Genomic DNA, 23650 nt, shown 5'->3' on the forward strand with positions numbered 1-23650 from the left:
ACCTTAAGGCGCTTTTTAACAAGCAAGATCGGCGCTAACTTGAAGATTTTAGGGCGATTTTTGCTGTTTTTTAAGACGCTTCAAGTTGATTGCCATAATCGGAAATTGTGCGGATGTGCGACCGTTATGGCAAGCGACACTGAAAACCGGGACCCGAAACACAGCGAGTCTTCAAATGCTGGGTCAGGTGAAAGCAGGACAACAGTAAATTCTGACAGCATGCTGCATTCGGGTATGCTCGATCCTCGCGACAAACATCTCGACAAAGCGCACGATTTTCATCTCGACCAAGATATGGGCGACTCCATGGAGCAGGTAAACGCAAACCTGCATCTTGGAAGTCGGACGCCGGAGCCCGTTTACAACGAGCAAAGCGAACATCAATCCATTGGTGAAGTAGCAGCAGATCCGACTGTCGAGCTTCTACAGTCCAATTCCTTGGATCTCACTCCTGCTGAGAGTGACGCCTCAATTGCCGTTGCATTCCCTGCGGAGATCGCTGATGAAAAGTTCGGTCACGAGGCCGGCGCCAGCGGGTCCGCTACATCCGATCCGACGGCCATATTGACGCGTGAGCCGCTTCAATTCGATGTTCCTGAAACAGACCGCGCCGAGGGAGCAGACAAGCCTGACAATCGGACAATTTCGGATGGACGGTCTCGTGAGGAAAGAGCGGAAACACTTACACAGGATGAAACAACCCAAAACTCGTCCTTGTCTGAAGTCATTGATGTTGATGCGTCTGCCAATGCCCTGGACGAAAACTCAGCGATTGGAACGTCAACAGGAATTCAGGCTTCGGCGACCGCTGGCCAGGATGCTGTTGTTGCCTACAGTTTGTTAGATGATGCAAATGGCCTGTTTTCTATAGACCCAGAAACAGGGATCGTTTCGGTTGCCGGTCAATTGGATGCTGAAACAGCAGCCAGTCATCAAATTACTGTGGTCGCCACTGCACCGGACGGTGCAACACGGTCTGAAGTGTTCACAATTTCTATTCGTGACGTGAACGAGAGCGACACTTCGTCAGTTTCCGACACGGACCTATCGGTCAATGCCCTCACAGAGGATGCCAGCGAAGGTTCCCAGGTAGGTATCACCGCGTCAGCATCCGATCGCGATGCCACGGACAAGGTTTCCTATTCGGTCGACGATCATAGATTTGAAATCGATGAAAACGGAATTGTAACGATAGCTGAAGATGCCGTATTCGATGCGGAAAACGAAGGCAGTGTCTCAATAACAATCACAGCGACATCCACGGATGGTTCGTCATCTTCGGAAACCTTCAACTTGACGGTATCCGATGTTAACGAGTCAGACGTGTCTGCCGTTTCAGATGCAGATGCTTCTGCGAATTCGATTGCCGAGGACGCCGGTGAAGGCATGCAGGTCGGCATTACCGCTTTCGCCACCGATGCGGATGGTTCTGATTCCGTCAGCTATTCCGTCGACGACAGCCGATTCACTGTGGATGACGACGGGGTCGTAACCGTTGCGTCGGGCTCTTCCTTTGATGCTGAGACTGAAGGTTCCATCGACGTTACTGTAACAGCGACTTCAACGGACGGTTCGACGTCACAGGAGACGTTCACGATCGCTGTGTCCGACGTTGATGAGACTGATGTTTCCGCCATCGCCGATACAGATGCTTCTGCGAATTCGATTGCCGAGAACGCCGGTGAAGGTACGCAGGTTGGCATTACTGCTCTCGCCACAGATGCCGATGTGTCCGACACAGTCTCCTATTCCGTCGACGACAACCGGTTCACTGTGGATGACGACGGGGTCGTGACCGTTGCGTCGGGCTCTTCCTTTGATGCTGAGACTGAAGGCTCCATCGACGTTACTGTAACAGCGACTTCAACGGACGGTTCGACGTCACAGGAGACGTTCACGATCGCTGTGTCCGACGTTGATGAGACTGATGTTTCCGCCATCGCCGATACAGATGCTTCTGCGAATTCGATTGCCGAGAACGCCGGTGAAGGTACGCAGGTTGGCATTACTGCTCTCGCCACAGATGCCGATGTGTCTGATTCCGTTTCCTATTCCGTTGACGACAGCCGGTTCACTGTGGATGGCAACGGTGTCGTGACTGTTGCTTCCGGTGCGTCCTTCGACGCAGAAACCGAAGGTTCCATCAACGTTACTGTGACAGCGACTTCAACGGACGGTTCGACGTCTCAGGAGACGTTCACGATCGCGGTGTCCGACGTCGATGAAGTGGATGTCTCTGCCGTCTCGGACACAGATGCTTCTGCGAATTCGATTGCCGAAAATGCCAGTGAAGGTACGCAGGTCGGCATTACTGCTCTTGCCACAGATGCCGATGTGTCTGATTCCGTGAGTTATACCGTCGATGATGCACGCTTCTCGGTCGACAGCAATGGCGTTGTGACCGTGGCGTCGGGTGCCACTTTTGACGCAGAAACCGAAAGCTCAGTCGATGTCACCGTCACGGCAACCTCAACCGATGGTTCCGCATCGCAGGAGACGTTCACGATCGCGGTGTCCGACGTCGATGAAGTGGATGTCTCTGCCGTCTCTGACACAGATTCTTCTGCGAATTCGATTGCCGAGAACGCCGGTGAAGGTACGCAGGTTGGCATTACTGCTCTCGCCACCGATGCCGATGTGTCCGACACAGTCTCCTATTCCGTCGACGACAACCGGTTCACTGTGGATGACGATGGGGTCGTAACCGTTGCGTCGGGCTCTTCCTTTGATGCTGAGTCTGAAGGCTCCATCGACGTTACCGTGACAGCGACTTCAACGGACGGTTCAACGTCTCAGGAGACGTTCACGATCGCGGTGTCCGACGTCGATGAAGTGGATGTCTCTGCCGTCTCGGATACAGATGCTTCTGCTAATTCGATTGCCGAGAACGCCGGTGAAGGTACGCAGGTTGGCATTACTGCTCTCGCCACAGATGCCGATGTGTCTGATTCCGTGAGTTATACCGTCGATGATGCACGCTTCTCGGTCAACAGCAATGGCGTTGTGACCGTGGCGTCGGGTGCAACCTTTGACGCAGAAACCGAAAGCTCAGTCGATGTCACCGTCACGGCAACCTCAACCGATGGTTCCGCATCGCAGGAGACCTTTACAGTCTCCGTCACCGACATCAACGAGCAAGTCGTTGCAAATGACGACGGTGCCTCGGTTGGCGGTACTGCAACGACTTTCTACTACAGCGACGATGACGGAGAAATTCACCTGATTGGAGCCGATGGCAGCGATGCTGTTATCGGGTCAACCGGTGTCGGGCCTCTCACCGACATTGCTCTCGATCCAGATGGCAACCTTTATGGTGTCAGCTTTAGTCAGCTTTACAGCGTTGACCCGCAAACTGGTGCCGCTACACAAATTTCGACAAGCTCCTTCCCAAGTTCCGTAAATGCACTTGAATTTGGGCCCGACGGGACGCTCTATGCTGCTGGTGGTTCAGGTGACCTTTATACGATTGATGCTGATACTGGTGTCGCAACACTGATTGGCAACATGGATTATGGATCCGCAGGTGATTTGGCCTTTGCAGGTGGATCTCTGTATCTTGCAACCTCAACTGGTGACGTGGTCGAAATTGATCCGGCGACTGGTGACACTGTCAGCGTCGTGACAACTCTACCGTCAACGAGTGCATTTGGTCTTGTTGGGGATGCGGCCGGCAATCTTTATGCTCTTACCGATGACAAGATGGTTTATCAGATTGACCCGGAGACTGGGACAATCTCGACACCGGACAACTACTCCATGAGCGACGGGGGTTGGGGCGCAGCCGCAACCAGCTCATCCTCGGAGGATGTCTCAAGCCAGGTCGAAGGCAATGTGCTCTCGAACGATCTGGACCCTGAAGGCAACATGTCTGTCACCAACATTCGTTTTGACGGCACCGATTATGTTCCGGGCACTGAAATTCAAGGTACCTACGGAACCATTACGATCAATACTGACGGGACCTATACCTACAGCCTTGACGAGACGAAAACCGAAACCAAAGGCCTGGCAGAAGGTGAAACGGCAGAAGAACTGTTTACCTACACGGTGACCGATGGTGGTGGATTGGCGGATACCGCAATACTGAAAATCAGTGTCGAGGGCTACAACAACGCCCCTAGCGCGGTTTTGCTTGATGGTGCTGCTGCTGACGCAACGACACACACTTTGGCGGAAAATGATGCGGGTGCCGTAATCGCATCGCTTACCACCGTTGACGCTGATTCCGGTGACACCCACACCTACAGTGTCGACGATAGCCGATTTGAAGTGGTCTCGGGCCAACTCAAACTCAAAGACGGTGTAAGCGTGGATCGCGAAAGTGAAAACTCGATCACGGTCAATGTGACAACAACTGATGAAAAGGGGGCGTCCCACACCGAGGAAGTTACGATTGCCATATCCGATGTAGACGAGGCAGATGTCGCATCGGTTTCTGATACCGACACAGCCGCAAACGCTATCGCGGAAAACGCAAGCGCGGGCACTCAAGTCGGTATCACGGCACTGGCTTCGGATGCCGACGCTACCGACACGGTTTCCTATTCTGTCGATGACAGCCGGTTTTCCGTTGACGGCAATGGTGTTGTCACAGTTGCCTCCGGAGCTGCTTTCGATGCTGAGACCGAAGGCTCTATTAATATCACCGTCACGGCAACATCGACTGATGGATCGTCCTCTCAGGAAACCTTCACAGTCACTGTGTCGGATATTGATGAATTCGACATATCCTCGGTTACCGACGCAAATGTATCTGCCGATGCTGTTTCAGAAGACGCCGCGGCCGGAACGCAAATTGGCGTATCTGCACAAGCAAGTGATGCGGACATTACCGACGGCGTCTCCTATACTGTTTCAGACAACCGATTTACCGTCGACGCAGACGGGCTTGTTACAGTCGCTGAAGACGCCAACTTTGACTACGAGAATGAACCGACGATCTATTTGACGGTTACTGCGACGTCAGACGACGGCTCCACCTCGCAGGAAACCTTCGAGGTTTCAGTGGCGGATGTCGCGGAGGCCTATCAGCTTCAAGATGGCCAAACGACGTTTACCGATGATGGCGTGGCTGAAACATCCATTACCGGCACTGATGCAGCCGAGACGATTACCGGCCACGACGACGGGGCAACCATTTACAGTGGTGGCGGAGACGACACGATTTATGGCGGTGATAGTGCCGATCACATCATGTTCGGCGAAGGTGCCGATACTGTCTATGGCGGCGACGGCAACGACTTCATTGATGATGAAGTGGGAACGCAACCCAACATGGACGCCAACTACCTTGACGGTCAGGGCGGCAACGACACGATTTACGGCGGTGGCGGTGACGACACGCTGATCGGTGGTGAAGGTTCAGACTTTCTTTCCGGTGAAAATGACAATGATACGCTGCAAGGCGATGCCGGAAGTGACAACCTATACGGAGGTGCCGGCGACGATGTTCTAGAAGGCGGCTCAGGCAACGACTACCTGGATGGTGGTGGTGATAACGACATTGCTGTTTTCTCAGGCTCCTTTGCAGACTATACCATCAGCAAGAACGATGACGGCTCCTATACGGTTGCTGACAATCGCTCAGGCTCACCGGATGGAACAGATACGGTTCACAACGTCGAAACTTTCCGGTTTGCCGACGGAGATGTTCTGGCCGGTGACCTTGTTGCCGAGGACATCGGGACCGTCAGGGATGCAGATACGACTGCCAACACCTTTTCTGAAAATGCCGTTGCGGGCACGACAGTGGGCATTGCTGCTTTCGCTGAAGACGGAAACACATCCGATACCGTCTCCTACAGCGTCGACGATAGTCGTTTTACTGTAGAGGCCGATGGCACAGTTAAAGTCGCAACCGGTGCAACCTTTGACTATGAAAACGAACCGCAAATCACAATAACAGTGACGGCAACTTCAACGGATGGATCGACCTCCAATCAAAGTTTCACACTGGATGTTGCAGACGTCGCAGAAAACCAGCAACTGGCAGATGAAGGCATAACGTTCACAGACACAGGTGTTGCTGAAACGAGTATCACGGGCGGAATCGGCGATGACACGATCACCGCACATGATGATGGTGGAACAATCTCCGGGGGCGCTGGTGCGGATATCCTGACCGGCGGTGCCGGCTCGGACACGATTTATACCGGTTCCGGCGCCGACACTGTGGATGGTGGTGACGGTTCCGACACAATTTATCTGGATGACAGTGACGGCGGGAGAACCAACACAATCGTTGACACCGGTGCGTCCGGTACAGATACGATCATGCTGAACTCAGGGGGCGGTACCTACCGGGTTCAAGGTGACTTCTCAGCAGAGTCGGGCATTGAGGTGATTGATGGTTCGACCGCAACCGGCGATCAACTGGGAACGAAAGACACTCGAGCAAATTTCGACTTCTCAAATGTTACATTGACTGGTGTTGACGAGATCATCGGAACGACAAACGGCGACACCATAGTCGGCTCGTCCAGTGATGATAAAATCTCGCTGGATGCCGGAAGCGATACAGTAACTGGCGGATCAGGCAATGACGAACTCGACGGAGGTGACGGAACCGACACCGCCATCTATTCCGGCAGTTTCACCGACTATGATATTTCCGAAAATGTCGACGGCAGTTACACAATCACAGACCTTCGAACAGGTGGTCCTGATGGCACGGACACAGTCTCGAACGTTGAAAATTTCCGGTTCGCCGATGGCGACGTTCTTGCTGGCGATTTAACAAATTCAGATGTTGGCGCTGTCACGGACAACGACAGTTCTGCGAATACCATCCACGAAACAGATGGCGGTGGCACTCTTGTTGGTGTCACAGCAGCTGCGAGCGATCCTGACGGAGACAGCGTGAGCTACGCGCTCAATGACGACCGGTTCGAGGTCAGTGCTGATGGGATAATTACCGTTGCAAACCATGCGTTTTTTGACAGCCAAGCCGAAAGCTCGATCGATCTTACCGTGACTGCTACGTCGGCAGACGGATCGCAATCCAGCGAAACCTTCAGTATCTCCGTCGCTGGAGACTATGATTATGAGGCAGTTGGAGGGCTGGCAAACGGCTATTTCAGCGAAACAACCCAGTCAGTGTCCATAGACGGCATTGGCGGCGATGATCAGATTTATACCGGTGATTACAATGATCGCCTTGAAGGTGGCTCCGTGGACGGGAACGACATCCTGTCTGCCGGCGGTGGGCGTGATTTGATCTTTGGAGACGGCGGCGCGGACAATATTTACGCCGGTGCAGGAGACGATGTCATTATCGGAGGTGCCGGAGACGACAACATTCTTGGAGAAGACGGGTCCGACCTCTTCATGCACGGGCTTGGCGATGGAAGCGATACTATCTCTGCAGGACAAGGTGCAGCCTGGACCGATGTCATCGACCTGGGCGGAGGCCCAGGCGTGGTATCGGCCGGTGAATACGGTACCGACTGGACAGTGACGGTCACCAGCGGGTCAATAGAAAGCACAGATTTGGATACCGGGAAAATTGATCTTTCCCAGGATGCAGACGGCTATATCGATTTCTCGGACGGAAGCCGCGTTACCTTTAACGACGTTGAAGAGATCCGGTGGTAGCTGATGTTACCGGACTGCGGAAACTGACAAAAGCCCCCCCGGAAACGGCGGGGCTCTTTTCTTGTTTACAGGTCTATTGTACGCAATCGGCGCTGAGGGATATTACCGTTCGCTGAGCGGATCGCCAATTGCACGCGTGACGGGTTTCAGCATGTATTGAAGAACGGATTTGGATCCTGTCACGATTTTCGCATCGACCACCATTCCAGGCGAAATCGTCTCTGCGCGCGAACCTTCCCCGATCTGATTGGATGTCAGGGGTATCGTCGCCTTGAAAAAATAGTTTCCATATTCATCCCGGAAGCTAGAGGCCGAGATAACAGACACCTCTCCTTTCAAGGTCCCCTGAATATTTGGATCGAAAGTCGTGACGGCAATTTCCGCCTCATCGCCGACTTCAACATGGCCGATATCGCGCGGAGAAATACGCACATCGGCGACAAGCTCGCTGTCGCTCGGGACTATTTCCGCTACCACATCACCTGGCGCCAGAACGCTGCCTGGACCTTTCAGATAGAGTGCCTTGATGTGTCCGGAGGCTGGAGCACGGACAAACAAACGCTCGAAACGGTCTTGTTGTTTTTCCGCTTCGAATGAAAGCTCGTTGCGTTCCTGGACAACGCGGCTTCGTTCCTCTGCCAGCTCTTCTTCGGCGACGGCGGCCGATCTTTGCAGCCCTGCCTGAGCTTCTCTCAATTGTGCTTCGACGCGGCCTTTCATACCGCTCAACTCACTGAGCGAGCTCTGTGCCTTTTGCAGCGACGACTTGGCATCGAGATAGCGCCGCTTGGACGTGTAACCCTGATCAAAAAGCGATTGTTGGATCTCAAACTTTTCCTGTTCAATTTCAATTTGTGTCTCTTGCAGCCCGATCCGTTCTACAACACTAGAGAGCTCGGCTTCCTTTTCACTGATACGGGCCATCAGTGCTTGTTGTTCCTGCTCAAACGCTCTTTGTTGCGCGACAAAAGCTGCCTGCTGTGCCTCAGAAAAGGTTATGCCATTGCCCAAACGCAGACCCGAGGATTGCTCCCGAGTGGTGTTGGCTGCGAGACGTTGTTCTTCGGTTGCCAGAAAACGCAATCTTGTCTGCACTCTTTCGAGATCGCTGGATGTTGCGGTTTCCAAAAGACGCACCAATGGTGTTCCTTCATCAACCAACTGCCCCTCCTGCACCAGAACTTCAGCAACGATACCACCCTCGAGATGGCCGACGGTCTGGACTTTACCGGCAGGCGCAATTTCACCGTTGGCTTTGGCGACTTCGCGCACCTGTCCAATTGCAGCCCAGGCTAAAAATGCTGCAGCACTGATAGAAAGGGTCTGAAGAACGCGTTTGTAGGCAACCGGCGGTGGGCCTTCCTCGAGTTCCAACGGAATGTCGAGAGCTATTTCTTCAGCGGTGGTTTTACGATTAAACATGAGGTTGTGACGCTGACCCGTACTTTGCGGCCAACTATTGGCGACTAAAGTAAACATCCACTGAATCAATTTCTTAGATTGAGTTCCTATCGCCGGGTAAGTTTCCGCAATTCGTGCGTTGATTTTGAGTTTCTGTGCGCTGGCAGACGATAAAAAACACCGATTCAGGCTTTGACCGAAGCGTCACTCCGTGCATTAATGTCACAAGTATCTGTCCATTTCGCAAAAACATGTGACGCTTTGGGAGGGCGCATGGCAGAAACAGAAACGGTGATCGCGGAAGAGCGGGACGGCGCACTTTTGCTCACACTAAATCGGCCTGACCGATTGAACGCCTTCAATGAAGGAATGCACAATAGTTTGTTTCGGCATCTGAAGACCGCACGTCAAAATGACGAGGTAAGGTGCATTCTCTTGACAGGAGCCGGTCGCGGGTTTTGCGCGGGTCAGGATCTTTCCGACAGAGACATGCGCGACGGAAGCGAAGCTCCTGATCTCGGCCTAACGCTCGATACTTTGTATAATCCACTCATCCGCGAAATCCGATCAATGCCGAAACCGATTGTGTGTGCGGTAAACGGGGTCGCGGCGGGCGCTGGTGCCAACATAGCGTTGGCATGCGATATTGTGCTCGCGGCGCGATCGGCGCGGTTCATCCAGGCATTTGCGAAAATAGGTCTCGTGCCCGATTCTGGTGGCACCTGGTTGCTACCCAGGCTGATCGGCGAAGCCAGAGCCAAGGCCCTTGCAATGACGGGTGAGCCGCTCAATGCGGAAACTGCTGAAGAATGGGGCCTCATTTGGAAAACCTATCCGGACACTGAACTGCTACCGGAAGCCGGAAAGCTGGCTGCACATCTGGCAGCAGGTGCGACCAAGGGATTGGCGCTGACCAAGAAACTTATACAAGATGCTGCGGGTCAGACCCTGGATCGGCAACTGGACGCTGAGCGGGATGCACAAAGACAAGCCGGCAGGACCGCAGATTATCGCGAAGGCGTATCTGCCTTTCTTGAAAAGCGCCCTGCCCGTTTTTCAGGATCATGAGCTAACAGCCGGAGATGCGTATGTCCCCCGAAGAACTCGCACAAGCGTGCGCTGATCGCATGTGGTCGCAAGATACGGCCTCGCAAAGTCTGGGCATGGCTCTCGATAGCGTAGGTCAAGGAAAGTCGGTGCTTACCATGTCGGTCACGGAAACCATGACCAACGGACATGGTATTTGCCATGGTGGTTACATTTTCACGCTCGCCGACAGCGCATTTGCTTTTGCCTGCAATACATACAATCAGGTGACTGTTGCCCAACACTGCGACGTTACCTTTCTTGCGCCTGCACGCCTGGGAGATCGATTGACCGCAAGCGCAGTCGAAAGATCACGTTCCGGCCGATCAGGGCTATATGACGTGACAGTTCGAAACCAACACGGTGATGTCATTGCGGAATTTCGCGGCAACTCAAGAACGACAAAAGGCACCATCTTGCCAGAATAATGCGAACGCAGATTTCTAAGCGTTCCAAGGGAGACAATCATGGAAAACCTGGCCCCACACCCTGGCGACCTTGAGCCCATCGAAACGGCATCAAGAGACGAAATATCCGCGCTGCAACTGAAACGGCTGCAATGGTCTGTGGCTCATGCGTACGAGAATGTACCGCTGTTCAAACAAAGGTTTGATGCAAAGGGCGTGCATCCTTCCGATCTCAAACAACTTGATGATTTGTCGAAGTTTCCCTTCACGACCAAATCGGACCTCAGGGACAATTATCCGTTTGGTCTTTTTGCAGTGCCCCGGGAAAAGATTTCGCGCATTCACGCATCCTCAGGCACGACCGGCAAACCGACGGTCGTAGGGTACACTGCCAACGATATCGAGATGTGGGCGCAACTTGTCGCGCGTTCCATCAGAGCCTCCGGCGGGCGTCCGGGAGACATAATCCATATTGCCTACGGGTACGGTCTTTTCACCGGTGGACTCGGCGCGCATTACGGGGCGGAAAAAATGGGGTGCACGGTCGTTCCCGTCTCAGGTGGCATGACCGAACGCCAGGTGACCTTGATCCAGGATTTCAAACCTCGGATCATCATGGTGACGCCTTCGTACCTTCTGTCCATCCTGGATGAATTTCGCCGCGAAGGCATCGATCCAAGAGACAGTTCGCTTGCTGTGGGCATTTTCGGAGCCGAGCCCTGGACAAATGCCATGCGGCTGGAGATCCAGGATGCCTTCGACATGCACGCCGTCGACATCTACGGTTTGTCGGAGATACTCGGGCCCGGCGTTGCCAATGAATGTGTAGAGACAAAGGACGGGCTTCACATCTGGGAAGACCACTTCTACCCGGAGATCATCGATCCTGTTACCGGCGACAACCTTCCTGACGGTGAAATCGGTGAATTGGTGTTCACCACCCTGACCAAGGAAGGTTTGCCGATGGTTCGTTACCGGACACGGGATTTAACCCGGCTCCTTCCTGGCACCGCGCGTTCCATGCGTAGAATGGAAAAGGTCACGGGCCGTTCCGACGACATGATCATCCTCAGAGGCGTCAACGTCTTTCCGACACAGATCGAAGAACAGTTGCTGAAATGCGAGGGGCTGTCGCCGCATTTTCAGATTGAACTTACAAAGGACAACCGTCTCGATGTCATGACAGTACATGTCGAGGCCCTTCCTGGCGCTGCATCTTCAGATCAAAGACGCGCTTCTGCCAAGGAACTTGGCCATCATATCAAGAGCGTTATTGGCGTGTCCGCCCTTATCGATGTAACGGAACCAGGCAAGGTCGAACGGTCTGCCGGCAAGGCAAAACGAGTGGTCGACAATCGGCCGATAGACTAGAAAATCAAACGATCGCCCGCCAGGAAAGCGAGCGATCGAAAGGTCGCGTATCTGCTACGACGACGCAATCGGCCACTCCTTGGCGACCAAAGTGAGGACATCATATTGCGCTACAGGCTCGTCGTTTTGATTTGAGACGAGGCAATCCCAGCGAACTTCGCCATAATCTGCTGAAATACGCGGCGATATCTCCTTGGCCGTCAACTGAACTTTCAAGGCATCGCCAGCGTTGACGGGTGTAAGGAAACGCAGGTTGTCGACACCATAATTTGCAAGAACAGGCCCTTCTTCCGGTTCAACAAACAGACCGGCCGCAAATGAGACAATCAGATAACCATGCGCAACGCGGCCTTCAAAAAATGGATTGCGTTGTGCCGCGGCCTCATTCATGTGGGCATAGAAGGTATCTCCCGTAAACTCCGCGAAGTGTTCAATATCTTCAAGAGAGACCGTCCGCTCCCTGGTTACGAGCTGATCTCCTATTTTAAGTTCTGCCAGCGACTTCCTGAATGGATGGCGGCTATCGTCTCTGCCTTGCTCCCCGGCAACCCATCGTCCGGTTACGGCGCCAAGAAGACTGGGTGCACCTTGAATGGCGGTTCTTTGCATAAAGTGTTTGACGGATCTCAGGCCACCAAGCTCTTCTCCCCCTCCAGCACGGCCCGGGCCGCCGTGAACGAGCATTGGCAAAGGTGAACCGTGACCGGTTGAAGTTTTGGCGCTTTGACGATTTCCGATCAGCACCCGACCGTGAAATGGTGCCATGCCGAGCACCGTTTCTTCAGCAACCAAGCGGTCATTTGTAAAAAGTGAAGCGACAAGCGATCCCTTGCCCTTGTGGGTGAGCGCGATAGCGTCTTCAAGAGAGTCGTACGGCATGAGCGTTGCCACTGGCCCAAAAGCCTCAACGGCATGGATGGTTTCGGACCCCAAGGGGCGGTCGCAATAAAGCAGGACCGGCGCTTCGAAAGCACCTCTTTCCGGCACATTACCCGAACCGCCATAGATAGTTTCAGCCTCCGTCTTCAATTCCTCGACGCGCGATTGCACCTCGTCTTTTTGCCCTGCAGAAGCAAGAGGCCCCATGGTGACCGTGTCATCTCGTGGGTCTCCTATCCTCAGTTTCTCAAATCGGGCCTTCAAGGCGTCCCTAACAGCCTCAGCCGTGTCGCGTGGAACAATAATCCGACGGATGGCGGTGCATTTTTGTCCCGCTTTGACAGTCATCTCCCGAGCCACTTCCCTAACGAACAGGTCGAACTCGGGTTCCCCTTGTTTTGCGTCCGGTCCAAGCACGGCGGCATTGAGACTGTCGGCCTCCATCGAAAACCGCGTCGAATTTCGAACCATGGACGGGTTCTGGCGCAGCATCTGGCCGGTGGCGGCAGATCCAGTGAATGTAACGACATCTTGTCCCGTCACATGATCCACGAGGTCGCCTGCAGAACCGCAGAGCAGTTGAAGAGCCCCTTCAGGAAGTATATCGGCGGCCAGAATATGCCTGACCATGAGTTCCGTGAGGTAGGCGGTCTGACTGGCCGGTTTTACAAGACAAGGCACACCGGCGATCAGAGACGGTGCAATCTTTTCCAACATACCCCAGCAGGGAAAATTATAGGCGTTGATGTGGACAGCAATCCCTTGCAATGGCGACAGGATATGCTGTCCTGAAAACGAGTTATCGCGCGAGAGAGGCTCAATTGCTCCCTCGGTAAAGACACGGGTATTCGGCATTTCCCGACGCGCCTTCGAAGAATAGGCAAACAGCGTTCCGATACCGCCTTCGATATCAATCCAGCTGTCCTTGCGGGTTGCGCCTGTTGCAAAACTCTCTTGGTAGAATATTTCTTTTTTCTCCATGAGCGTTTGCGCCAGGCTTTTAAGCATCAGCGCTCTCTCATGGAAGGTCATTTTACGCAAAGCAGTGCCGCCCTTGCTGCGCCCGTAGGCCAGCGCCCCGGACAAATCGAGACCATCGGCATTGATGTTTGCAACGGGCTGACCGGTCGCGGCATCAAGAAGCAGTTTGCCCTCGCCTTTTCCACTTCGCCAGGAACCGCTGAGAAAGCTCTCAAGGCCGCGGACTTTTTGAGAAACCACCGTCATGAAATTTCTTCCAGTTCTTTGAAGGTTGTGCCGTATCACGGCCGTCTTGCCGACATTAGCCGCGGATCAGGCGTCGTATGTGAGCACCAAACGTTTTGACAAAGGTCTGGATTGACAGGTCAAAACGTATCCGTCCCGGATTTCGTCGTCCTCAAGAGCATGGTTGGCAGCCATCTCGACCTCGCCCTCCAGAAGCTTTCCGCGGCAAGTAGAACAGACGCCTGCGCAACATGAATAAGGAGCGTCAATGCTGTTTCTATGGGCAGCTTCCAAAATGGTTTCCCCGGGCTCCATGTGAAGGATACGGGTGGTGCCATCCAGCGTCAGCTTCAGATCCGCCTCTTTGGCCTTGTTTCCGGTAAGCGCGGGTCTTTGTTTGGCAGGCAAGCGTCCGGGTTGATCGGATTTGAAGAGTTCCTGCTTGATCCGTCTGTCTGCAACACCGTGACTTTTCAAGGCATCATTTACTGTTTCCATCATTCCATGGGGACCGCACAGGAACACCTGGTCGATATCCTGAGGATCAACCATGTTCTGGAACAAGTCTTCGAGCTTTTCCTTGTCGATGCGACCCGAGAACAACTCGGTATCCTGACCGTCATTCTTGAGAACGTGAATGATCTGAAGCCTGCCGAGATAGCGGTTTTTCAAGTCTTCGAGGTCTTCCCGAAACATGATCGAAGAAACCTGACGATTGGCGTAAACCAGTGTGAATTGCGCTTCTGGTTCACGGGCCAGGACAGTTTTCATAATCGACAGTATCGGTGTGATCCCGGAACCGCCGGCAAAGCCGAAATAGAATTTCGATCCACCGGGATTAATCTCGGAATTGAAACTGCCGCGGGGTGGCATCGCTTCTATTGTATCGCCGGGTTTCAAATCTTCATTTGCCCAACACGAAAAAGCGCCGCCGTCGACACGCTTGATGCCGACCTTCAGACTACCATCTTCCGTGCCGGTACATATCGAGTAGCAACGGCGCACCTCGTGACCATTAAAGTCTCGCCGGAACGTCAAGTATTGACCTTGAGAAAACTGGAAAACCTCTTCATCCCCGGTTTGAGGCCTCAGGGTGACAACGACCGCGTCCCGTGTTTCTGGTGCGACTTCGGTTACCGTGAGGGCGTGAAACCTCGACATCTAGTTCCTCCCTGAAGTTGTGATGCATATGGGCCGGGTTGACCGGCAAAGGCGGCGTATCGGTCTAGTGGCATTTGAAATAGTCGAAGGGTTCCAGGCAGGACCGGCATCTGTAAGCCGCTTTGCAAGGTGTGGAACCGAACTGGCTGACTTTTTCTGTTTTGTCAGAACCACAGCGCGGACATGCAACAACCAACGCCTCATTGCTGGAAAGTCTCGAGATCCGTCCGGTTTTCGATGTGCCTTCCACTGGCGGCGCAATGCCATATTTTCGGAGTTTTTCACGTCCTTCCTGGCTAAGCCAGGCCGTTGTCCAGGCCGGACTGATGCGCTGTTCCAGTCGCAGATTTTCAATACCGTTGGACCGTAACTTGGTTTCGATATCGAGATTGATCACGGCTGTCGCGGGACACCCTGTATATGTCGGCGTTACGGTAACGACCAACATGCCCTCCTCCCATCGGATGTCTCGAATAACCCCGAGATCAGTTAGGGACAGGACCGGGATTTCAGGGTCCGGAACTTCAGACAGCCAGCTCCAAATTGTTTGCGTGGGAACTTTCATAGGCTTACCAGGTAGCACCCGGATAGGCTCTTTGCAGAAACTGCATGTCTGCCAAAATGTGTCCAAGATGCTCTGTGTGTCGACCCGTCAGACCTCCGGTGTGAGCAAAATCCGTTTCTGGTTTTGATAATGTCGCTTCAGTGAAAACGGCATCAACGGTCGACAACCATTCTGTCCGGAGCTCTTCGGGTGAAGGTGCGATTTTCGCCGCAACGACGGCCTGGTCGACGGCGTCACCTTTGAACATTTCGCCCGAATAAGGCCATAGGCTCTCCAGCGCCGCTTGCATCCGCTGCCTGCTCTCACTGGTACCATCACCAAGTCTCGATTACCAGGTCTGCGGACCTGTCGAGATGATAGTCAACCTCCTTGCCGGCTTTCACCGCGATTTCAGCGACCCGGTTATCTGCGGACGTTGCAAGAGCTTTCAGCAATTGCGACTGATAAGCGTCGATGAGGAATTGGCGCATCATAGTTTGGCCGAAGTCGCCATTTGGCTGTTCGGCCAACAACAGATTTCGGAAGTCCCAGGCATCTCGCAAATAGGCAAGTTCGTTTTCGCCGCGGCCCTTGCCTTCAACCTCTCCCGCCAAAGATAGCCAAAGCCTTGCCTGCCCGATTAAATCGAGTGCGATATTCGCGAGTGCGATATCTTCTTCCAGCACCGGAGAATGGCCACACCATTCCGATACCCTGTGACCTAGCACGAGAGCCGTGTCACCGCGCCTCAAGAGCCAGTCGAAAAATACATCGTTCGCGATTTTATCGCCGGGCTCAGTCATCACATTTTTCCGACGTCATCAGGAATGTCATAAAAGCTCGGGTGCCTGTAAATCTTGTCGACGGACGGTTCGAACAAGGCATCTTTGGAACCTGGATCGGAGGCTGTGATTTGAGCGGAAGGAACGACCCAAATACTGACACCTTCCTTGCGCCGCGTATAAACGTCGCGCGCATTTTTTATCGCCATTTCAGCATCTGGCGCGTGGAGCGAACCGACATGGCGGTGATTGAGGCCATGCTGTCCTCGAATGAACACTTCCCAGAGCGGCCATTCTTTTTTCATGCTTACGTCTCCTTGGAACTTCACTCAGGCCGCGGGCGTTTTGCACCTTGCGGTTCGCCAAAGATTGGCACCGTCAACATGCTCCCAACCGAACGCGTGATCGGAAGCGCCATGCGAGTTGAGGTGGTTCAGCCGATCCCAGGCTTCTTCGAGCGACGGCTGATGTCCTTCTGGCACCATCCACATAACAAAGTGCATTTTTTCCATCACACTGAACCACTCAGCGCGTCTTTCGTAAAACCGTTTGTGAACCGTCTTGAAGACAAAATTTTCCAATGACTTGACGTCAGTCCAAACGGATAGGTTCGGAATAACCATCGGGTCATTTTCTGCGGACATCGCAACAGACGAGCCCGCCTCATCCTTGAGCCGCCAGACGAAACCTTCGCTGCGTTCGGCAGCGAAATTGATCCGATTCAGGTTTCGAACGAAATCAGAAATGCGCGGGTCGTTGATGTCGTGTTTCAACCTGGCAACATTCAATTCCGCGATGTTGAAATCAGTCATTCGGCTCACTCCGCGGCTGTTCTTGAAGCTTCACGCTTATCGGCGTGAGCCATCAATGCGTCGCGGACCCATTCGCCATCTTCCCAGGCCTTTACCCGAGCTTCCATTCGCTCCCGGTTACACGGCCCGTTGCCTTTGAGCACTTCAAAGAACTCTTTCCAGTCAGGTTCGGAAAAGTCGTAGCTGCCCTTGTCCTCGTTCCACTTCAAGTGCTCGTCAGGAACCGTGAGGCCCAGATACTGGGCCTGCGGGACCGTCTGATCGACAAACTTTTGCCGAAGCTCATCGTTGGTGTTGATCTTGATTTTCCAGGCCATGGACTGTGCAGAGTGAACGGACTCTTTGTCCGACGGACCGAACATCATCAAGGAAGGATACCAAAACCGGTCCAGAGCATCCTGCGCCATGCGCCGTTGTGCCTCGTTTCCGCCCGCCATCTTCATCATGATGTCGTAGCCTTGCCGCTGATGAAAACTTTCCTCTTTGCAAATACGGATCATTGCGCGTGAATAGGGTCCGAAGGAGGTGCGCTGTAGCGGAACCTGGTTCATGATTGCTGCGCCGTCCACCAACCACCCGACGGCCCCGATATCGGCCCACGTCAACGTCGGGTAGTTGAAAATAGAAGAGTATTTCATCTTTCCGGCGTGGAGGAGTTCAATCAGTTCATCTCTACTGACGCCGAGAGTTTCAGCTGCGCAGTAGAGATAAAGACCGTGTCCAGCCTCATCCTGAACCTTTGCAAGCAAGATCGCCTTGCGCTCCAACGTGGGTGCACGCGTGATCCAGTTGCCTTCGGGAAGCTGACCAACAATCTCGGAATGCGCATGTTGACCGATCTGACGTATCAGGGTCTTGCGATAACCATCCGGCATCCAATCCGTTGGTTCAATCTTTTCACCGCGATCGATGCGTTCCTGAAACGCTCGCTCTTGTGCCGACATTTCCGATAAGTCACGGACCTTCGTCGTGTCGGTTTTCACCATCTGCGCATACATGACGCCTCCTTCCGTCATGTTGAAGATGCGTCAGGATAGCGCACAATGCATCACAGAAAAAGTTCATTTTTTAAAAAATTGTGATGCTTTTAGATCAGGCAACAGTTTTCTGCTAAATTCTTGGTGTCAAATTCTCTTGGAGATCGTTTCTAGCCTTGATTTGATGGGTGCAGGAGTAGCGCCCAACAGACCGGCCTGGTTCATCAGGTGCTGCCCAATGAAATTGTCCGCAGCTTCAGAAAGACCCGCATAGAGGACCGCAAAGAGCCTGTGAGCGTCATGTCCCGGCCAGTCAACGGGGAGTGCTCCAGGCGGCAGTCTGGGGTCTCGAAAGCGAATGGCACGGTAGTCATGGACAAGAGCAAGCCGACACAACAACGCTTCCCGGTCGGAAAGCGTTTTCTCCAACACAGCGTCCATCGGCTGATACCGCTTCGTGAATTCCATGTACTCGTCGCTCAATTCATCAAGCTTGAAGGAAGATCTCAGCAGTGTTCGAAATGACTTGCTGTTCGGATCTTCTGCCGAGGAGCGGAACGAGACGTCGTTGAGCGGGCGGTCATGTCGGTCTGCCGCGATGAAAACATTTCCTCCCAAATTCACAAAACCCGCTCGCAGAAGCTTGTCCTGTTCGGCAGGAACAGAACTCACGGATATGATCCAGTCGCAATCACTGTCACTTGGCCCAAAAAACAGATCAGCTGCCAGATGATATTCATTTCGCGCCTCTTCCGTCAGAGCATAAAAGCTGCGACGCCCATCGCGTTCACCGCTCAGCTGACCTTTTGATACGAGACGTGAAACGGCTGTGCGGACCAAGGATTCATTGACGCCAAAACCACTGCACAAGCTGATCAGGTTGCCCATCCACAATACGCCACCACGAGGTTCGACGATGTCGCCGTAAATAGTCACGATCAATTGGGCAGCTTTCGGTGGATAGGATTTCAGGAACCTCTCGGCTCGGAATGCGGAACTTTCCTGCATGAAACATTTGATCCGATTGTTTTTTTCGACCTTAACCGCCAGATGAATTCAATCCAAGTCTACTCGAACTGTCTTTAGAGACTATCGGATCTAGATCACTTGCGAAGCCAATACACAAACGTTATAAAGTTACGCGTTATAGTGTTACATCAAATCGAGTACTCCCCGCATGATTGACAAATCCGATACCAAAGGTGCAACCACTCGAGGCCGCAAGACATTCGTTGCGACCGCGCTTGCGAGCGTTGCTGCAAGTGCGTTGCTTAGCTCGACTGCATTTGCTGATGGCCCGAACGTCGTCACCACCATCAAGCCGATCCACTCTATCGCGGCCGCCGTTATGGACGGTGTTGGAACACCGCACATTCTGATCGATGGGGCAGCCTCACCACACGGCTTTGCACTGAAGCCATCTCAGGCATCCCTATTGGAAGGCGCAGATGTTGTCTTCTGGGTTGGCCCGCAACTGACACCGTCTTTGGAAAAACCCATCAGTTCGATGACAAGTGATGCCGAAGTGCTCAGTTTCATGGATGTTAAGGGTGTAAATCACCTTGGCATTCGGGAAGGCAAGGACTTCGATTCACATGATCATGACCATGGAGCTGAAGAAGCTTCCCATGAGGAGCATGAAGACGAAGACCATCATGACGAACATGCTCATGATGACCATGATCACGACAAGCATGAAGAACATGCGCATGCCGAAGATGAGCACGAGCACGGCGAAAGCCACGACGAACATGCCCATGACGATCATGACAAGGAGAAACATGACGATCATGAGGAACATGCTCACGCGGAAGAAGAGCATGACAAGCACGAAGAACATGCAGGGCATGACCATTCAGACCACGCTGGAGACCCGCATATCTGGCTGAACCCAGACAACGGCATCGCAATTGCCGGCGCAATGGCTGAAAAGCTCGCTGAGGTAGATCCGTCAAACGCGGGAAAATATCGAGAGAATGCGAGTGCTTTCCAAGCGAAGATCGAAGCACTTGAAGGCAAAATCGAGGAACAACTTCACCCGGTTGAAGGCAAGAAGTTCGTCGTGTTCCACGATGCCTATCATCATTTCGAACATCACTTCGATATCGAAGCAAGTGGGTCGATCACGCTCTCGCCGGAAGCGCTGTCCAGCGCAGACCGCGTCTCAGATATCCAGGGGCGTATTCGTGATCTTGAAGTGACTTGCGTTTTTCAAGAACCGCAATTCGATGCCAAACTCGTCAATGTCGTCATAGAAGGCAGCAGCGCGCAAAAGGGCACGCTTGACCCGCTCGGCACCGATCTCAAAAACGGTCCGGACCTTTACCCGAGCCTTCTGCAAAATCTGGCAAATTCCTTGTCGGATTGTCTGAAAAGTCAGTCCTGACGCCAGCAATAAATTTTCCATTCTATGTAAAAAGGCCGCCGGGCATCGATCCGGCGGCCTTTGTTTCATGACGTCGTAGCGCTTAAGACGCGCGCGCTTTCGCCCGCACCGTTTCCGTTTTCTCAAGTGCCTTCAAGAGATGCCGGTCACGGTCATAGATATCGGAGTAATAGGCGACTGTTCCATCAAGTTCCGGCCAGGCCGTAAAATAGGAAACGTAAACAGGCAGGTCCCCGGTCACTTTCTCCTGTTCATTCTGTCCGGCTGAAATACGTGAGCTGACATAATCCTTCGATTTTCCCAGCACCGCAGCCGCCATGGCTTTCGGGTCATGAAGGCGAATACAGCCATGACTGAATGCCCGTACGTCCTTGTTAAAGAGGCTCTTGGATGGCGTGTCGTGCATGTAAATATGGTGCTTGTTCGGGAAGAGTATCTTCACCTCACCAAGCGCATTCGACCGACCGGGATACTGTCGAACATTGATCGTTTGCTGTTTTGAAGCAACGGCATACCAGTTTACGGACGAAGACGATACTTTCCGTCCTCCGGCCGTGGTTACTTCGTATCCTGAGCGATCCAGATAACTTGGATCTTTTGCCAGTTTCGGCAGCATTTCGTTGACGATGATTGAATACGGCACGCCCCAGTAAGGGTTGTATTCCACGATCTCAATCTTGTCGTAGAAGAAATTGGTCTGGTTTGACTTCTTGCCAACCACGACCCGCATCGACAAGGGATCTTCCCCGGGGGCTGTGTAGGTTGCGGTAAATGCAGGCTGGTTGATGAAGACCTTCCGCTCACCAAGCTCTTCCGGCATCCAACGGCTGCGTTCCATTGCCAGTTCAACCTTGGCAATCTTGGCGGCATTGGTCTCACCGACCATAGCATTGATGGAGTTCTTGCCGACGATACCGTCAGGCGTCAGCTTGTTTTCCTTTTGAAAGGCTTTGACCAACGCGACAAGTTCAGGAGAATAAAGGTCGTCACCTTCATACGTCTCGAGTGTTTCTGAGTGGACAGTCTTCAGTTCCTCCGATCCGTTCTTCTGGATCGCAGCAACGATGTTTTTCATTTCCGGACTGGATTTTCCTGCCTTGAGGAATGTTCCAGGTGCAATCACGATTTGATCGGTTGCTTCGTCTTCAGCCTTCAAACGTGCAAGTTCAGCCGTCAACTCTTTGAAATGTACATTCTGCGGCTGGTTTGATTGAAGGCTCTCTGCGACGTTCGCTGCAGATTTCAATTCTTCGAGCGCAGCAACCAGATCAACTTCATGGCGAGGCAGATCGTGGTATTGGGAAATTCGGTTAGGGTCGATGCGGCCACGCCTGGCATCCAGAACATATGTCAGCGCGGCAGCGCTGAGCGCCATCTCAAACCGCATTGTCGCGGCGTCCTGCTCAACCTCTTCCGCGCCTGTTGCTGCCGGAAGCGGCACAAAATAGTCTGCCGGATTGAGGGCGAAGTCACCGGCTTTTTCGAGTGCATCGCGAAGTTGCCTCGCCTTGGCAGTCGGTTGTCCGTCCTCAGTCCAGACAAAATCGGGGTGCTCACGATAGAAGGCAACAAGCGCTTCCCCAACCTGGGGAAGCCCCATCATGGTCATGTCTTTCAAGGCGGGGCGCGCTTCGTCAAAGGCAGTGAGGACAACAGGGGCAACGGAGGCTGGTTCAGCGTCCAGAGTTGCTGCGTCGCCGGCTTCGACACTCTGGGTCGCTGGCCGAACCTCTGCGGTTTTCTTTTCAGACAATTCACCGAGCGGCAGCTGTTTCCAGTCATCGGGCCGGTAGTTCAAATAGCGAGGAGCAGAGACCCGAACTTTCGACACTTTCTTTCGGAGCTCTTCCTGACGAAGCCGCTCCTGCTCGCGTCGCTGATGCTCCGGATTGAAGATGCGCTGAAAGAAATTCTGGGCGGACGCCGGTTCCACAGGCGCAATGGCAAAGCCTGTAGCAAGCACTGACGCCATAAGGCCGGTTTTCAAGGATGTGCCGAAAAAGGTTCCGGCGCGGCTCCTAATTGAGTCCTTGCCTTTGGCGCTAACCTGCTTGCTGCTTGTTGATGTGTCTGTTCGCATTGTTCCAACCCGAAAACTAAATTTATTTTGGTCCGGCAACGCGCCCACGGAGACCGGATGTTCTCATTCCCTGCCAAGGAAAAACGCCACCCGGTTCGTTCTGCCGGGAAATTATGTCGCGTTTGGTGTGATCTGCGGGCAAAAGCAGGGCATTTTTCGCTGCACAGCCTTTGCAAATCACCTCATTTCAATCCGTTGATACTATATCAGGCTTCTGAAGATGGTTAAGAGCACGCGTCGTACACAGATTTTGAATTCAATTCAGTGTGACGTTATTGCCTCGATTTCACCCACCAGAAGATGCAGCTAAAACCATACTCTCTTTATGGGTGCGCTAACCGATGCATTCAGCTCTTGCGTGATGGCTATCACGATATCTAATCCGGCTCTCTCCTATAAGAACTCACGAAAAAGTGAGCAAAAGGGAGAAGGCCTAATGCCGTTCCAATTCAATGTCGGTGACCATTCCTCGCCGATCTGGAAATACACAAGCTTCGATTCTTCTCAGTACTCGAAGTGCAAATGGGCAAGGAGCAAATTGTTCCGGATGGTAAAAAACAATCCATCCTGCAACGCCTATTTCCGTACCCTGCCCAAAGGCCGCAGCTTGTCGGACATGATCAGCGACAGCTCGATCTGGGTAAATTATGGTCCTACGATTTCTCCATTGCATGGAGAGATCCATGTGCCGACCGGCGAAATCGCTATCGGTGATCGGGCGTTCAACACGGGGCGCTGGATGGTTTTGGCGACCATTATTCACGAAATGGCACACCACAACGGCGCGCCAATCACGGGTGGAGATACACGCGCGGAAGAGGCCGTATATCATTGCGGTCTGGGAACTGCGAAAGAATATTATGACGGCGTTGACGATCCAAGCACACCGTATGATCCGCATGTCGGCGGATAACAAAATGACACACGAGACCCCTGTCTAAACAGGGCCTCTCGTGCCTTTGTCG

At 53.2% G+C, this 23650-nt stretch carries 15 protein-coding genes and 1 pseudogene; 6 read left to right on the plus strand and 10 right to left on the minus strand.

Annotation, left to right across the window (positions count from 1 at the left end; all coding sequences use genetic code 11):
- Positions 1-126 precede the first annotated feature (126 nt).
- A complete protein-coding gene (locus ACZ1HV_RS02245; protein ID WP_472717190.1) occupies positions 127-7593 on the plus strand; it encodes a cadherin domain-containing protein in 7467 nt (2488 codons plus the stop codon).
- 102 nt (positions 7594-7695) lie between these two features.
- On the opposite strand, the gene ACZ1HV_RS02250 is transcribed toward ACZ1HV_RS02245, so the two are convergent.
- Positions 7696-9015, minus strand: coding sequence for an HlyD family type I secretion periplasmic adaptor subunit (locus ACZ1HV_RS02250; protein ID WP_472717191.1), 1320 nt, complete (start codon positions 9013-9015; stop codon positions 7696-7698).
- Positions 9016-9267: 252 nt separating this feature from the next.
- Here ACZ1HV_RS02250 and paaG point away from each other — a divergent pair, with 252 nt between their 5' ends.
- From paaG to paaK, 3 genes are read left to right on the plus strand one after another with little or no spacing between them, the layout of a single operon-like run.
- Positions 9268-10062, plus strand: a complete 795-nt coding sequence (paaG, locus tag ACZ1HV_RS02255; protein WP_298981847.1) for a 2-(1,2-epoxy-1,2-dihydrophenyl)acetyl-CoA isomerase PaaG — start codon at positions 9268-9270, stop codon at positions 10060-10062.
- 20 nt (positions 10063-10082) lie between these two features.
- Complete coding sequence (paaI, locus tag ACZ1HV_RS02260) at positions 10083-10508, plus strand: hydroxyphenylacetyl-CoA thioesterase PaaI (protein ID WP_298815372.1); 426 nt, start codon at positions 10083-10085, stop codon at positions 10506-10508.
- Positions 10509-10547: 39 nt separating this feature from the next.
- On the plus strand, positions 10548-11858 hold the full coding sequence (paaK, locus tag ACZ1HV_RS02265; RefSeq protein WP_472717192.1) for a phenylacetate--CoA ligase PaaK: 1311 nt from the start codon (positions 10548-10550) through the stop codon (positions 11856-11858).
- A gap of 54 nt (positions 11859-11912) precedes the next feature.
- Here paaK and paaZ read toward each other — a convergent pair whose 3' ends face one another.
- The 8 genes and pseudogenes from paaZ to ACZ1HV_RS02305 form a co-directional block, all read right to left on the minus strand.
- Positions 11913-13964 carry a phenylacetic acid degradation bifunctional protein PaaZ gene (paaZ, locus tag ACZ1HV_RS02270; protein ID WP_472717193.1) on the minus strand — a complete coding sequence of 684 codons (2052 nt, stop codon included), beginning with the start codon at positions 13962-13964 and terminating at the stop codon, positions 11913-11915.
- A 66-nt stretch (positions 13965-14030) separates the two neighbouring features.
- Positions 14031-15104 (minus strand): 2Fe-2S iron-sulfur cluster-binding protein, encoded by a 1074-nt coding sequence (locus ACZ1HV_RS02275; RefSeq protein ID WP_472717194.1) that lies wholly within the window; start codon positions 15102-15104, stop codon positions 14031-14033.
- A 64-nt stretch (positions 15105-15168) separates the two neighbouring features.
- Entirely contained in the window at positions 15169-15669 is a 501-nt protein-coding gene (gene paaD / locus ACZ1HV_RS02280) for a 1,2-phenylacetyl-CoA epoxidase subunit PaaD (RefSeq protein WP_298964166.1), read from the minus strand.
- 4 nt (positions 15670-15673) lie between these two features.
- Positions 15674-16451, minus strand: a pseudogene (gene paaC / locus ACZ1HV_RS02285) (1,2-phenylacetyl-CoA epoxidase subunit PaaC).
- Positions 16451-16735: a 1,2-phenylacetyl-CoA epoxidase subunit PaaB gene (gene paaB, locus ACZ1HV_RS02290; protein WP_298815356.1), complete on the minus strand. Its 285-nt coding sequence runs from the start codon at positions 16733-16735 to the stop codon at positions 16451-16453. Before paaB ends, paaC begins: the two are co-directional and overlap by 1 nt.
- Before the next feature lie 24 nt (positions 16736-16759).
- Positions 16760-17242 carry a DUF3291 domain-containing protein gene (locus ACZ1HV_RS02295; RefSeq protein ID WP_472717195.1) on the minus strand — a complete coding sequence of 161 codons (483 nt, stop codon included), beginning with the start codon at positions 17240-17242 and terminating at the stop codon, positions 16760-16762.
- Positions 17243-17247: 5 nt separating this feature from the next.
- Positions 17248-18240 carry a 1,2-phenylacetyl-CoA epoxidase subunit PaaA gene (paaA, locus tag ACZ1HV_RS02300; protein WP_298981858.1) on the minus strand — a complete coding sequence of 331 codons (993 nt, stop codon included), beginning with the start codon at positions 18238-18240 and terminating at the stop codon, positions 17248-17250.
- Between the two features lie 126 nt (positions 18241-18366).
- A complete protein-coding gene (locus ACZ1HV_RS02305; RefSeq protein ID WP_472717196.1) occupies positions 18367-19227 on the minus strand; it encodes a PaaX family transcriptional regulator in 861 nt (286 codons plus the stop codon).
- A gap of 169 nt (positions 19228-19396) precedes the next feature.
- Here ACZ1HV_RS02305 and ACZ1HV_RS02310 point away from each other — a divergent pair, with 169 nt between their 5' ends.
- Positions 19397-20605 carry a zinc ABC transporter substrate-binding protein gene (locus ACZ1HV_RS02310; RefSeq protein WP_472717197.1) on the plus strand — a complete coding sequence of 403 codons (1209 nt, stop codon included), beginning with the start codon at positions 19397-19399 and terminating at the stop codon, positions 20603-20605.
- A gap of 82 nt (positions 20606-20687) precedes the next feature.
- On the opposite strand, the gene ACZ1HV_RS02315 is transcribed toward ACZ1HV_RS02310, so the two are convergent.
- The gene (locus tag ACZ1HV_RS02315) at positions 20688-22685 is read right to left on the minus strand and encodes a L,D-transpeptidase family protein (protein ID WP_472717198.1); all 1998 of its coding nucleotides are present in this window, start codon (positions 22683-22685) and stop codon (positions 20688-20690) included.
- Between the two features lie 436 nt (positions 22686-23121).
- On the opposite strand from ACZ1HV_RS02315, the gene ACZ1HV_RS02320 reads away from it, so the two are divergent.
- Positions 23122-23598 (plus strand): hypothetical protein, encoded by a 477-nt coding sequence (locus ACZ1HV_RS02320; RefSeq protein ID WP_472717199.1) that lies wholly within the window; start codon positions 23122-23124, stop codon positions 23596-23598.
- Positions 23599-23650: the final 52 nt, after the last annotated feature.

Source organism: Roseibium sp. JB4-4, assembly GCF_055693425.1.

Excerpts from the sequence above, each read along its gene's own strand:
- ACZ1HV_RS02245 (WP_472717190.1), top strand. The coding sequence starts at position 127 with ATGGCAAGCGACACTGAAAACCGGGACCCGAAACACAGCGAGTCTTCA.
- ACZ1HV_RS02250 (WP_472717191.1), bottom strand. The coding sequence starts at position 9,015 with ATGTTTAATCGTAAAACCACCGCTGAAGAAATAGCTCTCGACATTCCG.
- paaG (WP_298981847.1), top strand. The coding sequence starts at position 9,268 with ATGGCAGAAACAGAAACGGTGATCGCGGAAGAGCGGGACGGCGCACTT.
- paaI (WP_298815372.1), top strand. The coding sequence starts at position 10,083 with ATGTCCCCCGAAGAACTCGCACAAGCGTGCGCTGATCGCATGTGGTCG.
- paaK (WP_472717192.1), top strand. The coding sequence starts at position 10,548 with ATGGAAAACCTGGCCCCACACCCTGGCGACCTTGAGCCCATCGAAACG.
- paaZ (WP_472717193.1), bottom strand. The coding sequence starts at position 13,964 with ATGACGGTGGTTTCTCAAAAAGTCCGCGGCCTTGAGAGCTTTCTCAGC.
- ACZ1HV_RS02275 (WP_472717194.1), bottom strand. The coding sequence starts at position 15,104 with ATGTCGAGGTTTCACGCCCTCACGGTAACCGAAGTCGCACCAGAAACA.
- paaD (WP_298964166.1), bottom strand. The coding sequence starts at position 15,669 with ATGAAAGTTCCCACGCAAACAATTTGGAGCTGGCTGTCTGAAGTTCCG.
- paaB (WP_298815356.1), bottom strand. The coding sequence starts at position 16,735 with ATGAAAAAAGAATGGCCGCTCTGGGAAGTGTTCATTCGAGGACAGCAT.
- ACZ1HV_RS02295 (WP_472717195.1), bottom strand. The coding sequence starts at position 17,242 with ATGACTGATTTCAACATCGCGGAATTGAATGTTGCCAGGTTGAAACAC.
- paaA (WP_298981858.1), bottom strand. The coding sequence starts at position 18,240 with ATGTATGCGCAGATGGTGAAAACCGACACGACGAAGGTCCGTGACTTA.
- ACZ1HV_RS02305 (WP_472717196.1), bottom strand. The coding sequence starts at position 19,227 with ATGCAGGAAAGTTCCGCATTCCGAGCCGAGAGGTTCCTGAAATCCTAT.
- ACZ1HV_RS02310 (WP_472717197.1), top strand. The coding sequence starts at position 19,397 with ATGATTGACAAATCCGATACCAAAGGTGCAACCACTCGAGGCCGCAAG.
- ACZ1HV_RS02315 (WP_472717198.1), bottom strand. The coding sequence starts at position 22,685 with ATGCGAACAGACACATCAACAAGCAGCAAGCAGGTTAGCGCCAAAGGC.
- ACZ1HV_RS02320 (WP_472717199.1), top strand. The coding sequence starts at position 23,122 with ATGCCGTTCCAATTCAATGTCGGTGACCATTCCTCGCCGATCTGGAAA.